The organism is Spongiibacter pelagi (assembly GCF_014705705.1).
Classification (GTDB): Bacteria; Pseudomonadota; Gammaproteobacteria; order Pseudomonadales; family Spongiibacteraceae; genus Spongiibacter; species Spongiibacter pelagi.
In genome coordinates this window covers 42,189-57,547 of the sequence record NZ_JACXLD010000007.1, presented here as the reverse complement: position 1 = coordinate 57,547, position 15,359 = coordinate 42,189, and the positions used below count along the sequence as shown (strand labels likewise).

12 protein-coding genes are annotated in these 15,359 nt (G+C 52.4%); all 12 read right to left on the bottom strand.

The genetic code is table 11. From position 1 onward, the window contains the following. Positions 1 to 6 precede the first annotated feature (6 nt). Positions 7 to 411, bottom strand: coding sequence for an 8-oxo-dGTP diphosphatase MutT (gene mutT / locus IB286_RS12120; RefSeq protein WP_190765906.1), 405 nt, complete (start codon positions 409 to 411; stop codon positions 7 to 9). 2 nt (positions 412 to 413) lie between these two features. After that, on the bottom strand, positions 414 to 1,631 hold the full coding sequence (gene argJ / locus IB286_RS12115; protein WP_190765904.1) for a bifunctional glutamate N-acetyltransferase/amino-acid acetyltransferase ArgJ: 1,218 nt from the start codon (positions 1,629 to 1,631) through the stop codon (positions 414 to 416). Between the two features lie 71 nt (positions 1,632 to 1,702). Then, positions 1,703 to 4,441, bottom strand: a complete 2,739-nt coding sequence (secA, locus tag IB286_RS12110; RefSeq protein ID WP_190765901.1) for a preprotein translocase subunit SecA — start codon at positions 4,439 to 4,441, stop codon at positions 1,703 to 1,705. Positions 4,442 to 4,792: 351 nt separating this feature from the next. Then, entirely contained in the window at positions 4,793 to 5,704 is a 912-nt protein-coding gene (gene lpxC, locus IB286_RS12105; protein WP_190765899.1) for a UDP-3-O-acyl-N-acetylglucosamine deacetylase, read from the bottom strand. 222 nt (positions 5,705 to 5,926) lie between these two features. Beyond that, the gene (gene ftsZ, locus IB286_RS12100; protein WP_190765897.1) at positions 5,927 to 7,096 is read right to left on the bottom strand and encodes a cell division protein FtsZ; all 1,170 of its coding nucleotides are present in this window, start codon (positions 7,094 to 7,096) and stop codon (positions 5,927 to 5,929) included. Positions 7,097 to 7,217: 121 nt separating this feature from the next. Next, positions 7,218 to 8,450 (bottom strand): cell division protein FtsA, encoded by a 1,233-nt coding sequence (gene ftsA, locus IB286_RS12095; protein ID WP_190765895.1) that lies wholly within the window; start codon positions 8,448 to 8,450, stop codon positions 7,218 to 7,220. Positions 8,451 to 8,503: 53 nt separating this feature from the next. Beyond that, positions 8,504 to 9,331, bottom strand: coding sequence for a cell division protein FtsQ/DivIB (locus IB286_RS12090; protein ID WP_190765893.1), 828 nt, complete (start codon positions 9,329 to 9,331; stop codon positions 8,504 to 8,506). Between the two features lie 2 nt (positions 9,332 to 9,333). After that, entirely contained in the window at positions 9,334 to 10,272 is a 939-nt protein-coding gene (locus IB286_RS12085; protein WP_190765891.1) for a D-alanine--D-alanine ligase, read from the bottom strand. Then, positions 10,272 to 11,693, bottom strand: a complete 1,422-nt coding sequence (gene murC, locus IB286_RS12080; protein ID WP_190765889.1) for a UDP-N-acetylmuramate--L-alanine ligase — start codon at positions 11,691 to 11,693, stop codon at positions 10,272 to 10,274. Before murC ends, IB286_RS12085 begins: the two co-directional genes overlap by 1 nt. Beyond that, positions 11,683 to 12,816: an undecaprenyldiphospho-muramoylpentapeptide beta-N-acetylglucosaminyltransferase gene (gene murG, locus IB286_RS12075; protein WP_190765887.1), complete on the bottom strand. Its 1,134-nt coding sequence runs from the start codon at positions 12,814 to 12,816 to the stop codon at positions 11,683 to 11,685. The genes murC and murG overlap by 11 nt, the downstream gene beginning before the upstream one ends. Then, positions 12,806 to 13,966, bottom strand: a complete 1,161-nt coding sequence (ftsW, locus tag IB286_RS12070) for a putative lipid II flippase FtsW (protein WP_223826359.1) — start codon at positions 13,964 to 13,966, stop codon at positions 12,806 to 12,808. Before ftsW ends, murG begins: the two co-directional genes overlap by 11 nt. After that, the gene (gene murD / locus IB286_RS12065; RefSeq protein WP_190765885.1) at positions 13,963 to 15,333 is read right to left on the bottom strand and encodes a UDP-N-acetylmuramoyl-L-alanine--D-glutamate ligase; all 1,371 of its coding nucleotides are present in this window, start codon (positions 15,331 to 15,333) and stop codon (positions 13,963 to 13,965) included. Before murD ends, ftsW begins: the two co-directional genes overlap by 4 nt. Positions 15,334 to 15,359: the final 26 nt, after the last annotated feature.

The window sequence follows — 15,359 nt, the reverse complement described above, 5'->3', positions numbered from 1 at the left end:
CCAAGTCTAACGCTCAGCTAAAGCCGTAATTTTTTCAATAATGGCGATATTGGCTTCAGGAAACGCGAAATCATTTAACTGAGCCGCCTCCACCCAATTCAGCGGCTGACCTTCTCGCCCTTCCGGCTCACCGCAAAAATCACGTACCCACCATACATCTAACATCACCTGCTTATCGCCGTAATCGTGGGTAATTTCCATAAGTGGATTGCAGGCTTCTCGCACCGCAGTAATGCCCAGCTCTTCCTCAAGTTCACGTACCAAGGCATCGACAACCGATTCCTCAGCCTCAACTTTACCGCCGGGAAACTCCCAAAGACCGCCCTGATGTAGATGATCAGCCCGTTTGGCAATAAGAATTTCGCCCTCGGAGTTACAGATCACCCCGACGGCGACGTGGATACGATTCACAACTAACTCCGGTACTCGGCGTTGATTTTCACGTAGTCATAGGAGAAGTCGGTAGTCCAAACCGTTTCGGTAACATCACCACGGTTCAGATTGATGCTGATGGTAATTTCTTCTTGCTTCATGACCGCCGCACCGGCCGCCTCGGTATAGCTGGCCGCACGACCGCCTTTTTCAGCGATAAGCACATCATCCAAATGTACCGCTATCGCATCTACATTAAGCTGATCGACACCGGCACGGCCAATCGCCGCCAAAATACGTCCCCAGTTAGGATCACTGGCAAACAGTGCTGTTTTCACCAGCGGTGATTCGGCAACCGTGTAGGCCACTTTTAAGGCCTCTTCTACGCTATTTGCACCGGCAACCTTTACCGCCACAAACTTGGTCGCACCCTCGCCATCACGCACAATAGCATGAGCTAACTCAAGGAAGACGGCGTTAATTTCAGCTTGTAACAAGGCCCGCAATTCACTATCCGCTGTAACAATCACACCCGAAGTGCCACTGGCAATCAAGACGCAGGCATCATTGGTCGAGGTATCACCATCTACGGTAATGCGGTTGAATGACGCTTCAGCAGCTTCCGAGACAATTTCTTGCAGCAGGCTGGTATCAATTTGCGCATCACAGGCGACATAACCCAGCATGGTCGCCATATTGGGCTTAATCATGCCCGCGCCTTTGGAGATACCAGTAATGGTAATGCTCTGCCCCTGCCAGTCAATTTGGCGCGAAGTGGCTTTGGGGCGGGTATCGGTGGTCATAATACCGGTAGCCGCAGCTTCCCAGTTACCTTCCGAAAAATCAGCAAGAGCCTGCGGCAAAGCCGCTACAATTTTTTCTACTGGCAGCTTTTCGCCAATAACACCGGTTGAGAAGGGCAGTACTTGCTCGGCGGAGAAACCCGTCAACTCAGCCAATGCCACACAGCAGCTATTGGCATCAGCCATGCCGATCTCGCCAGTGCCCGCATTGGCATTGCCGGTATTAATCAGTAAATAACGGGGGGAGGTTTTGGCGAGGTGCTGTTTTGCCACGGTGACGGGCGCCGCACAGAACGCATTTTTAGTAAACACACCGGCAACCGTTGCGCTTTCCGCCAGTTCAAAAACCACCACATCTTTGCGGCCCGGCTTTTTAATTCCGGCGCTGGCGATACCAATACGAACGCCTTTAACTGGATGTAGCACAGCAGCTAGGGTACTTGGACCAACAGCCATATTTTCCTCAACAATAATCAGGAGACCCAATCAAAAAGGCTTGCGATGTTTCCAACGCAAGCCCCGAAATTTTATGCCAGTTTACCGTGGCATTGCTTATATTTTTTCCCGGAGCCGCAGGGGCAAGGTTCATTGCGCCCCACCTTACGCTCATCTCGAACAAAGGGCTCCGCAGGGGCTTCTTCTTGTGCCTCTCCGCCTTCGTCATCACTGAGCGCAGAGCTTTCAGCGTGCTGAAACTCCATCTTGCTGCGCGCAGCTTCTTCGCGGCGTTGCTGAGCCAGTGCTTCGGCATTTTCGTCTTGCTGCAATTGCAGGTGCGAAAGGAAACGTACCACTTCCAGCTTCAAGTTTTCCAACATGCTTTGGAACAACTCAAACGCCTCACGCTTATATTCTTGCTTGGGATTTTTCTGGGCAAAGGCGCGCAGATGAATACCGTGGCGCAGGTGATCCATAGTTGCCAGATGTTCTTTCCACAGGGTATCTAGCACCTGCAGCATAATATGGCGCTCAACCCGACGAATTTCGGGGCCAATTTGCTCACACTTGGCAGCATAGGCCTGCTCGACTTGCTCGGCGATTTTCTCGCGCAGCACATCTTCGTAGAGCTTCTTGTCTTCGGCCAACCACTGTTGCAACGGCAGTTTTACCGCAAAATCCGCATCCAAACGGCGCTCTAAACCTTCAATATCCCACAGCTCTTCCACACTTTGCGGTGGAATATATTCGCTGATAACGTCTTGCACCACATCGTTGCGAATGGTCTGCAACATACCGCTGATATCTTCAGATTCCATCAACTCATTGCGCTGTTGATACACAATCTGACGCTGGTCATTAGCAACATCATCGTATTCAAGCAACTGCTTACGAATATCGAAGTTGCGGCCTTCCACTTTGCGCTGCGCTTTTTCAATCGCATTCGACACCATGCGGTGCTCGATGGCTTCACCCTTCTCCAGACCCAGCGCCTGCATAATGCTGCGCACGCGGTCTGAGGCGAAGATCCGCATCAGGTTATCTTCCAGTGACAGATAAAAACGCGAAACACCGGGATCACCCTGGCGACCGGAACGACCGCGAAGCTGGTTATCGATACGGCGAGACTCGTGGCGCTCGGTACCAATAATATGCAGACCACCGGCGTCTAAAACTTGAGCATGACGCACTTTCCACGCTTCGCGCAGCTCATCGATTTGCGCCTGAGTTGGATTTTCCAACTCATTAATTTCCGCATCGACATTACCACCAAGCACAATATCCGTACCGCGACCGGCCATATTGGTTGCGATGGTGACGGTGCCGGGGCGGCCAGCCTGCGCAATGATTTCCGCTTCTTTTTCGTGGTATTTAGCGTTGAGCACATTGTGGGGAATTTTCGCTTTCTTAAAGCGACTGGCCATTTCCTCAGAGGTTTCGATAGAAGCCGTACCCACCAACACCGGCGCACCGCTGGCCATAACTTCTTTCACATCTGCCACGATGGCATCGTATTTTTCGTCTTTGCTCAGATACACCAAATCGTTTAAATCTTGGCGAGCATTGGGTTTATTGGTGGGAATAACCACCACATCCAAACCGTAGATATGTTTGAATTCAAAGGCTTCGGTGTCCGCTGTACCGGTCATACCGGCCAGTTTATTGAACAGACGGAAGTAATTCTGGAACGTGGTCGAAGCCAGCGTTTGGCTTTCCGCCTGAATAGCCACGCCTTCTTTAGCTTCAATCGCTTGGTGCAGGCCTTCAGAAAGGCGACGACCCGGCATGGTACGGCCGGTGTGTTCATCAATCAGTACCACCTGACCATTCTGCACGATGTACTCCACATTATTGTGGAACAACACATGGGCGCGCAGCGCCGAATTCACATGATGAAGCAGAGTCAAATTACCCGCCGCATACAGGCTGTCGCCCTCTTGCAACAAGCCGTTGTCGATAAACAAATCTTCAACAAGCTGGTGGCCTTCTTCGGTCAGCTCCACCGAGCGCATTTTTTCATCGACGATGTAATGACCGTCTTCCGGCTCTACACCCGCCTTGCGCTCTTCGCCGGTATCGGGCACCGCTTCCAGTTTTGGAATCAGGTTATTAATCAGCTTATATAGCGCCGAGCTGTCTTGAGCTGGGCCTGAGATAATCAATGGCGTACGTGCTTCATCGATAAGAATGGAGTCCACTTCATCGACAATGGCGAAGTTCAGTTGGCGCTGCAGGCGATCTTCCACCGCAAAGGCCATATTGTCGCGCAGATAGTCAAAACCAAATTCGTTATTGGTGCCGTAGGTGATATCGCAGGCATAGGCATCACGCTTATCTTCGCCGCTTTGACCTGAGTAGATGGTGCCGACTCGAAGGCGCAAAAATTCATACAGCGGCCGCATCCAGTTGGCGTCACGCTGTGCGAGGTAATCGTTCACGGTAACGACATACACGCCGTTGGCGCTGAGGGCGTTAAGGTAAACCGGCAGGGTTGCCATCAGGGTTTTACCTTCACCGGTCCGCATCTCGGCAATATTGCCTTCATGGATGGTAATACCACCAATGAGCTGCACGTCAAAGTGACGCATGCCCATCACCCGGCGGCTGGCCTCACGGGCGACAGCAAAGGCTTCAGCAAGAATTTGCTCAAGGGTCTCGCCCGCGGCAAGGCGCTGACGAAATTCATCGGTTTTAGCGGAAAGTTGCTCGTCGCTAAGTCCGCTTAACTGCTCCTCAAACCCGTTAATTTGCGCCACCATTTTGCGCATGCGTTTGAGTTCACGATCATTTTTACTGCCAAAAACTTTCTTGAAAGCTGCTGTAATCATAATTTTGTCGTTGCTATTACTGACTTATTGCCTCGGCCGGCAAATGTGAAAACACAAAAACCTCGCCAAATTACTACAGGCAAATGAATATCTGATGAATACTCGGTACTTAATATTCGGCACTAAATTCTATTCGGTACTAAACTCGGCACTACACTCGTCACCTAAACGCAGCAAAAAACGCGCAAAAGTGAGTAAGGGTGTGATGCGGGCCTTACCGCGCCCTGTTTGACGGGAAATCACAGGCATCACCTCGGCGATACCGGGGAGCAATATCGCATAGATGAGGCGCAAATGCCATGCTGAAAACCTTCCAACATGGCGACGGGAATCACAGAGGGGATAGAGAAATCAGGCGCTGGCCGCCGCATTGGTGTAGGTAATCGGCGCCGTGCTGGCATCTTCGAAGGTCACCCACTCCCATGCATCGGTCTGTTTAATCAGCTGACGCAGAGAGGCGTTATTGAGTCCGTGACCGGATTTATGTGCGCGGAATTCACCAATCAGGCTAGTACCAAGCAAATACAAATCGCCGATGGCATCTAGCACTTTGTGTTTGACGAACTCATCCTCGTAACGCAGGCCTTCTTCGTTGAGGATGCGGTATTCGTCCACCACAATCGCATTGTCGACACTGCCGCCACGAGCCAAACCCTTGGAGCGCAGGTATTCAATTTCATGCATAAAGCCAAAGGTACGAGCGCGGCTTACTTCTTTAACAAAAGAGGTACTGGAGAAGTCGAGTTCGGCATGACCGGTGCGGTCTTTGAAAACCGGATGATCAAAGTCGATAGTAAAAGAGACTTTAAAGCCGTCAAAGGGGAGAAAGCTTGCGACTTTATCGCCATCTTCTACTGTCACCGGGCGCTTGATACGGATGAATTTCTTCGGCGCGTCCTGTTCCTCAATGCCCGCAGACTGAATAAGGAATACAAAAGGGCCCGCACTGCCATCCATAATTGGCACCTCGGATGAGCTGAGTTCAACAATTGCATTGTCGATACCCAAACCTGCCATGGCAGAAAGCAGGTGCTCGACGGTTGAAACTCGAACATCTCCATTTACCAAGGTCGTGGAAAGCGTTGTATCTCCCACGTTCTCGGCATGGGCATGAATTTCCACTACGGGATTGAGATCCGTGCGACGAAAAATGACACCGGTGTCTACCGGAGCAGGCTTTAGGGTGAGAAAGACTTTCTCACCGCTGTGAAGCCCGATCCCGGTTGCCCGGATGGTATTGCGCAAGGTTCTCTGTTTAATCATGCCTGTTCACTCTTTTCATTTGCCAATTCTGGCCTGTTACTCGCTGTTTAGCTGCTGTCTTTGCCTCATTCCATGAGCTATTCCGCCACTGCCTATCCCCGATTTTTCAGGGGAGAGCCAGCCACTCGGCATAAGAATGACTTATACCGTATTGCTTGCCGACCTTGGCGCGACCGCTACGCTGGGCGTTTGCGGCTCACCACAGACAACAGTTGTAGCGAATCAGTCCGCTTGGCGACGCAGGAAAGCTGGAATGTCCAGATATTCCATATCGCGGCTGTCCACCGGTCCTGGCAGTTCTTCTTTGGCAACTGCAGACTGGCTATTGCTGCGCATCACTGTTGGGCGATCCAGACCGCGGTAGTTATTACCCGCCGCTTTGCTAACCTGCTCTGCCTTTTTGTTTTCAACTACGGTGAGAGGAACTTCAACCGCACCGCCGTCTAAACCAGTGGCAACAACCGTTACGCGAAGTTCGCCAGCCATTTCTGGGTCGATAACCGTACCAACAACCACGGTGGCGTCATCGGAAGCAATTTCACGGATAGTATCGCCAACATCGCTGAATTCGCCAAGGGATAGGTCCAAACCTGCGGTAATATTGACCAAAATCCCCCGTGCACCTTCCAGGTTCACATCTTCCAGCAAGGGGCTGCGAATTGCGGCTTCAGCAGCTTCAATCGCCCGGTTTTCACCGGTTGCGACACCACTACCCATCATCGCCATACCCATTTCAGACATCACTGTGCGCACGTCGGCAAAGTCGACGTTAATCATGCCCGGACGGATAATCAGATCTGCAATACCTTGAACCGCACCCAGCAGAACATCATTGGCTGCTTTGAACGCCTCCAGCAGGCTGGTGTTTTTACCCAGCACTGGCAGCAGCTTCTCGTTTGGAATGGTGATCAGTGAGTCAACGTGTTGACGCAGCTCACGCATACCCTGCTCGGCAACGGCCATGCGCTTTTTACCCTCGAAAGGGAAAGGCTTGGTCACTACGGCCACGGTCAAGATACCCATTTCCTTAGCCACTTCAGCCACAACCGGCGCACCACCCGTACCGGTACCACCACCCATACCTGCGGTGATGAACACCATATCGGCACCTTCCAGTGACTCGGCAATGCGGTCGCGATCTTCCATTGCGGCTTCACGGCCCACCATTGGGTTGGCACCTGCACCCAGCCCTTTGGTGATATTGGTACCCAACTGCAGAACGGTCTTCGACATCACGTCGGTCAGCGCTTGGGCATCGGTGTTGGCGCAAATAAAATCAACGCCGTCGACATCGTTGGCAATCATGTGTTTGACCGCGTTACCGCCGCCACCACCGACACCAACCACCTTGATTACTGCGTTTTGTGGAACATTGTCTACAAGTTCAAACATGGCTTTTCTCCCTTTTTGCGAATCCGCCGTGCTGCCAACACAGCGGGGTTTTACTACTTTGTTAATGCCTCTTCTGAGGCGAAATCATTGACGGACGTTTTAAAAACTGAATCGACCACCCTTAAAAATTGTTTTGCACCCACTGCTTCAGTCGGCTTAAGAAGCCGTCTTGGCTGACCCGACGACTGCCACCGCCAGTTTCTTTCTGGTGCTCTAATCCGTACTGCAACAGGCCAACACTGGTGGCATAAATCGGGTTGCGCACAATATCGGTCAAGCCAGACACATCTTGCGGCGAACCCAAACGCACCGGCATGTGGAAAATCTCTTCGGCCAGTTCAACCACGCCTTCCATCTTCGAGGTACCGCCGGTCAGCACGATGCCCGCCGCACACAATTCTTCGTAACCACTGCGGCGCAGCTCGGCCTGAATCAAGGTGAAGAGCTCGTCGTAGCGCGGCTCCACTACCTCGGCCAAGGCCTGACGCGACAGCTCACGTGGCGGACGCTCGCCCACACTGGGCACCTTGATGGTTTCCCCCTCACCGGCAAGCTGAGTTAGCGCGCAGGCGTATTTAATTTTGATCTCTTCGGCATATTGGGTTGGCGTACGCAGCGCCATAGCAATGTCGTTTGTTACCTGATCACCCGCAATCGGAATTACGCCGGTATGACGAATCGCTCCGTTAGTGAAAATCGCAATATCGGTAGTACCGCCACCGATATCGACCATGCACACGCCCAACTCTTTTTCATCTTCAGTCAGCACCGAATAACTGGATGCCAACTGCTCCAGAATCACGTCATCCACGTCTAGGCCACAGCGGCGAATACATTTTTCAATGTTCTGCACGGCATTTACTGCGCAGGTCACCAAATGCACCTTGGCTTCAAGCCGCACGCCAGACATACCCAGCGGCTCTTTAATGCCTTCTTGCTCGTCAATTACAAATTCCTGCGGCAGGATATGCAGAACTTTTTGATCGGCCGGAATCGCCACCGCCTGCGCAGCATCGATCACTCGATCTAAATCCAGTTGATACACTTCGCGATCGCGGATCGCGACAATACCGTGGGAATTCAGGCTGCGGATGTGGTTACCAGCAATGCCGACATAGACGCTGTGAATTTCACAGCCGGCCATCAATTCAGCCTCTTCCACTGCCCGCTGAATGGAGTGCACGGTGGACTCAATATTGACCACCACGCCCTTCTTCAACCCCCGTGAGGGATGTGAGCCAATACCGACAATGTCGATCTTGCCGTCTTCATTGCAGACACCGACAATCGCCACCACTTTCGAGGTGCCAATATCGAGGCCGACAATCATTTTTCCCTCATTTGCATTTGCCATGTTTTCACCCCCGGCGCGGCGGTGTACCCCGCTTGCCGTTGCTCTCCGTTAATCTATCCGCGCTGACTCAAAGCCAGCGATTGCGTTAATTTTTTCTTGCGCGGTTCATCCAACCAAGCCACCGCAAGTCCATTGATATAGCGACTATCAATACGCGCAATGCGATCAAACTCCGGCGCCAATTCCCGGCGATATACCAAGGCAAAACGGCGCAGCTTTTCCAATAATTGATCGCGACCGAGTACCAGTTCGACGCCCTCGTTTAAGCTCAATATCCAGCTGCCCTGCGAAGTCATCTTTAAGCGCTCAAGGCGCAAATTTTCCTGCCCCAGCAACTGGCTCATTAATCTGAACTGACGCATCACCTCGATAGCGCTGCCTTCTGGGCCCTGCAAATGCGGCAAGTCACCGCCATCAAACACGCCCGGCGGGGTAAATACCTCTGCCCGATGATTCAGCAACTGCGATTCGCCCCATATGGCGATTGGCCGCTGCTCAACAATGGTTACCTTCAGCTCCCAAGGCCATTGGCGTTGCAGATCGGCCCGAAAAACCCAAGGCTCCTCTTGTAACTCTGCGCGGATCGCATCCAAATCCAGATTCAAATAACCGACCGACAAAAAAGGCGTCACTTTCTTAACTAAGACATCACGGTTCACGTGCTGTAAATCACCGGCAAACACCACGCGCTCAACGGCGATAGCATTAATACGGTCATTCAGCGCCAGCGCGCCATAGGCCAAAGCCAACACACCGCTGAGCAGTACCATGCGCAGCGCCAAACCCCGCCAAGCCACCCGCGATTCACCACGCGCAGATTTCCGCCGTTCAGGCTTGCTGCCCTCCGACTTTAGAAATCGATTTTGGCGCGGCTTAGCCATACTCAGTTTCCGCTCCGTTCCAAACTTGACGACAACACCCGCAACACCAACTGATCGAAATCCAGCCCAGCTTGTTTTGCTGCCATTGGCACTAAGCTGTGATCGGTCATACCGGGAATCGTGTTCACTTCCAGCAAATAAAAGTGGCCACTTTCTGACTGCATCACATCAACACGCCCCCAATCGCGACAGCCAACGGCTTCAAACGCGGCTAAGGCGAGTTGTTGGATTTCGCGCTCTTTCGCTTCACTCAAACCCGACGGACAGTGATAGCGGGTGTCATTGGAAATATATTTGGCATTGAAATCGTAGAACGAGGCATCGGTTTCCAAACGAATCGCTGGCAGCGCTTCACCATTGAGAATCGCCACCGTAAATTCCGCACCAGTGACCCACTGCTCTGCAAAAACTCGCCCGTAGTCTTTAGCAAGCTGCCAAGCTGTGCGTAATTCTTCCGCGTTATCTGCCCGCGACATACCGATGCTTGAACCTTCACAGGCCGGCTTCACAATGGCTTGGCCCAAAATATCACTGGTAGCCTGCCAATCACTGTCGGCGTGCAGCTCCATAAAATGCGGCGTGCTCAGCCCTTCACCCAACCACAAACGCTTGCAGCGCAGTTTGTCCATTGCCAGCGCCGAGGCCATAACCCCAGAACCGGTGTAATTAACGCCCAAGCACTCCAGCGCGCCCTGTATTGTTCCGTCTTCACCGCCCGGCCCATGCAGCGCAATAAAGGCATTTTGATGGTCAGCTAATTTTTCCATCCAATTCGCATCAGCCGGATCAATAACGGTTACCGGAATTTCTTGTCTCTGCAGCGCCTCCAAAATGGCATTGCCACTCTTCAAGGAAATCTGCCGCTCAGAAGATTTACCGCCAAACAACAGCGCCAAAGGCCCGTTAAGTTTTTGACGAATAGTTTCAGCATTCCAACTCATTACGAATGCCACTCCTTCTTGGCAAGTTCCTGCGCTAGGGCACCAATATTTCCCGCGCCTTGCGTGAGCACGATATCGCCGTCCTTAACTACTGATTTCAAACTGGTAAATGCCTCGTTCGCCGCACCGACAAATACTGGCTCCAGTGCGCCCTGCAAACGAATACTGCGACAAATATTGCGGCTGTCCGCTCCCGGAATGGGCTCTTCACCGGCGGAGTACACGTCTAATAACAGCAGGCTATCCACCGTCGCCAGCACTTTTACAAAGTCCTCATAAAGGTCTTTGGTGCGGGTATAGCGGTGAGGCTGATAAAGCATCACTAAACGCCGATCTGGCCAGGCCTGACGCACCGCGGCAATGGTCGCTGCCACCTCGGTTGGATGATGCCCGTAGTCATCCACCAACATAAAACTGCCTTGCTCCAAGGCAATTTCGCCGTAGCGCTGAAAACGGCGGCCGACACCTTGAAAACCTTCAATGCCGCGACAAATGGCGTCATCGGCCAAGCCCTCATCGCTGGCAACAGCAATGGCTGCAGTGGCATTCAATACATTGTGCACACCGGGTTGATTGATGCGTAACTCAAGTACTGAACCATCCGGGCGACGCACACTAAACTCGCTTTGCAGACCTTTCTTTTCAACCGACAAAATGCGGAAGTCGGCATCTTCGGCAAAGCCATAACTCAGAATCTGGCGACCAACTTCAGGCAATAACTCACGCACAACCGGATCATCAATACACATCACTGCCACGCCATAAAAAGGCAGGTTGTGCAAAAATTCGATAAACGTTTGTTTCAGCCGGCTAAAATCACCGCCATACGTGCTCATATGGTCGGCTTCGATATTCGTTACCACCGACACCATCGGCTGCAGATGCAAAAATGACGCGTCACTCTCATCGGCCTCGGCCACTAGGTAACGGCTCTCGCCAAGAGCAGCATTGGTTCCCGCGCTATTAACCAAACCACCAATAACAAAGGTCGGGTCGAGTCCCGCCTCGGCAAATATAGAGGTAATCAAGCTGGTAGTCGTGGTTTTACCGTGGGTTCCTGCCACTGCAATACCGTGGCGATAACGCATCAACTCAGCCAGCATTTCAGCACGACGCACAACGGGAATACGCTGCTCACGGGCCGCTAATAACTCGGGATTGGCAGGATTGATTGCGGTTGAAACTACAACCACATCTGCACCTTCTACCAACACGCCATCGTGACCAAAGCTGACCTTGGCGCCCAATTTCTGCAAGCGCGCAGTGCTTGGTGATGCTTTTAAATCTGAACCGGAAATGCGATAGCCAAGGTTCAACAACACCTCGGCAATACCGCACATACCAGCACCGCCGATACCGACAAAATGAATGCGATTAACCCGACGCATTTCAGGCACAACAAAGGGGTGTTTAATCGACATGACGCTCCCCCTCGGCTTGTTTTTTGTTCACAGTCTTTCCAAATGCTTTTTTATCAAACTTCATACAGAAATCAGCGGCGACATGGGCCGCATCGGTCTTGGCCAACGCTCTAGCGGATTGCGCCATTTGCAATAAACCAGCGCGGTCGTTTGACCATTGCTCCAGCACTTGGTTTAAGCTCTCTGCACTAAAATCTTTTTGATCAATTATTTTTCCGGCGCCACCGTCAACAAACCATTGCGCATTGGCGCGTTGGTGGTCATCAATCGCGTGCGGCAGTGGAATCAGAATGGCTGGCACCCCAGCGGCAGCAAGTTCAGCTACGGTGAGCGCACCGGCGCGACAAACCACTACATCTGCCCACGCATAGGCAGCCGCCATATCATCAATGAACGCCTCACAGCGAACAGCAATGCCTTGTTGCGCATATTGCTCAGACAAGACTTCCGCGTGAGCGGCGCCAGTTTGATGCCACAACTCTGGTCGCTGGCCTTCGGCTAGATCGCGCCACAACTGCAACACCACATCGTTAATCGGTTTAGCGCCGAGGCTGCCACCGAGAATCAAAACGCGAAGCGCTCCCTGCCGCCCGGCAAAACGCTCTGCAGGCGCAGGTAATTCAGCAATTTCCTGACGAACCGGATTACCGATATAGCGGTTGCGCTTGCCTCCCAAACCAATGGGATAACCGGTCAGGCTAAATCGAGCAAATTTTGCTAGCAGACGATTGGTAGTACCGGCCACCGCATTTTGTTCTTGGATTAACAGCGGGCAGCCAATCAGCGCTGCAGCCAAACCGCCGGGCCCAGAGGCGTAACCACCTAGGCCAATCACACAGAAAGGGCGCAAACGCATAATCAAGCCCAAGGCACTGAATACAGACAGGCTCGCCTTGGCTACCGCAAGCAATCTAAACAGCGGATTCTTACCGCGAATTCCCTGCATATTTAGGCAGTGCAGTGGATAACCGGCAGCGGGCACCAAACGCGCCTCAATACCGCGATCAGTTCCCAGCCAATGCACTTCGACACCGCGTTCTTGCAGTTCCTTGGCAACCGACAGGGCGGGAAAAACATGGCCGCCCGTTCCACCCGCCATCACAATCACACGCTTAATGGCCATGCGACACCTCCTTGTCAGCCTGCTGCGACTCCAAGGCAACACGCCCGACCAGACCAATCATCGCCACACAAACAATCAAGCTGGAGCCGCCGTAACTAAAGAACGGCAAAGTCAGTCCCTTAGTGGGCAACAGGCCAATATTCACACCCATATTGATGAAGGCCTGCCCAGCAATCATCACCGCCACGCCATAACAAATTAAGCCGTGGAACTGCATGCCTTTACATTCCGCGCTGCGGCCTATTTTCAAAACACGACCAATCAACGCGACAAACAATCCCAACACCACCAAGGTGCCGATAAAGCCAAACTCTTCCGCAAAAATAGCGAAGACAAAGTCGGTGTGTGATTCAGGCAAATAAAACAGCTTCTGCACGCTATTTCCAAAACCCACGCCGGTCATTTCACCGCGACCAAAAGCGATTAAGGACTGGGTTAGCTGATAACCACTGTTAAATTGATCCGCCCACGGGTCGGTAAACGCCGCCCACCGTTTCATGCGGTAAGGCTCAAAAACTACCAGCGCGACGGCTGCGGCCAAGCAACCGAGAACCACAAACAAAAACTGACCGAGTTTAACGCCACCCAAAAACAGCATCACAAAGGCCGTTCCCGCCGTTACCACGGTGGCACCAAAATCCGGTTCCATCATCAGCAGCAAGGTCAACATAAACAGCAGCACAATCGGCTTAATAAAGCCCGACCAACGCTGGCGCACCTCGTCGCTGCGCCGCACCAAATAACCGCCGAGATAAAAGATCACACTCAGCTTCACAAATTCTGATACTTGCAGGTTTAACGGCCCGAGATTTAACCAGCGGCGACTACCGTTAACCTCCCGGCCAATACCGGGCACCAATACCAAGGCCAGCGACAAGAAACCCAACAATAACCACAACCAACTCGTACGCTGCCAGAAACTCACCGGCGTGCTGTACATAATCAGCCCTGCGATTGATGCGAGGCAGAAATGCAGGAGATAACGCTTGGCGAAAAACAAACTGTCGCCATAACGCTTATCAGCAAAATCAACCGAGGCCGACACCATTGCCAGAAAACCAACAATCAACAACGCAATCAGCAGTAACTGTAAATAGCGATCGGCTTGCTGTAATTCTTGCCAGCGATTTTGCAGCGTCGTGGCCATCATTGCGCCACCTCCTGCGTTTCAGACTTGTTCGCCAGCGCATTAACAGCCTGCTCAAACTGATTTCCACGATCGACGTAGCCATTGAACATATCAAAGCTGGCACAGGCCGGAGACAACAACACCAACTCGCCGGGCTTGGCAAAGGCCGCTGCGGTACTTACCGCTTCGCTCATATTTTCACAGCGCAATGAAGGCAAGCGAGTCGCTAATAGTTTTTCAATTTCTTCCGCCGCTTCGCCAATCAAGACCGCCGCACTGCAGTAGCGCAACATGGCATCGACTAATGGCCGTAAATCAGCGCCTTTGGCTTGGCCACCGGCAATCAACACGATTTTTCCGCGCTCAGCCAGGCCTTCTAATGCTGCAATTGCCGCACCCGCATTGGTGCCTTTGGAGTCATTAAACCAACTTACCCCGTTGATCTCGGCCACATAGGCACAGCGATGCTGCAAGCCCGGAAACTCGCGCAGTGCTTCTAGCATTGCGTCTATATCAAGACCAACTGCACTGCCCAGTGCCAATGCCGCCATCGCGTTAGCCATATTATGACGACCCGCAATTTTTAGTTCGTTAACGGCCAGCAAGGGCTTTCTTACCAGAGCAATTGAGGTCTGACCATTTTCATTCACAAGACCAAAACGACGGAAATCAGACTTACCCAAGCTGAAGTACCAACGCTCTACATCTTCAGGAATAAGAGGGTTACTGAGCGGTTCGTCCGCATTAATCACCACTTTTTCGCAGTTTCTGAAAATGCGATGTTTGGCCTGATGGTAATTAACCATGCTGCCGTGATGATCCAGATGATCCGCACTGACATTCAATACTGTTGCCACCGTAGCTTTAAGCGCATGACTCCGCTCAAGCTGGAAGGATGAAAGCTCAAGCACATAAAGCTCTACGGCATCATCGAGCAAATCCAACATCGGCGTACCGAGATTGCCACCCACGGCCACTTTCAAACCTGCACGCTCTGCCATCTCGCCCACTAAGGTAGTGACCGTGCTCTTGCCATTGGAACCTGTAATGGCAATAACCGGCGCGTTTACTGCCTCGGCAAAGCAGTCCAGATCACCGGAGATAATCGCACCCGCTTGCGCGGCAGCAGCAATCGCAGGCTGACTTAAAGGAATGCCTGGATTAACAAACAATTCCTGCTCGCCAATAAATTGCTCGAGGGAAAACTCGCCCAAGGCAATAGACACATTGGGGAATTCCGCTTGTATTTCCGCCAGTCCCGGTGGTGCGCTGCGACTGTCCGCCAGCGAAAAAGGCAAGCCACGAGCAGCCAAATAGCGGGCGACAGAGAGTCCGGTGACCCCCAGTCCCACTACGGTGCGACGGTGACTAGTAGCAATAGTGCTCACGTATCTGCCTTTTCTCTATTTCCGGT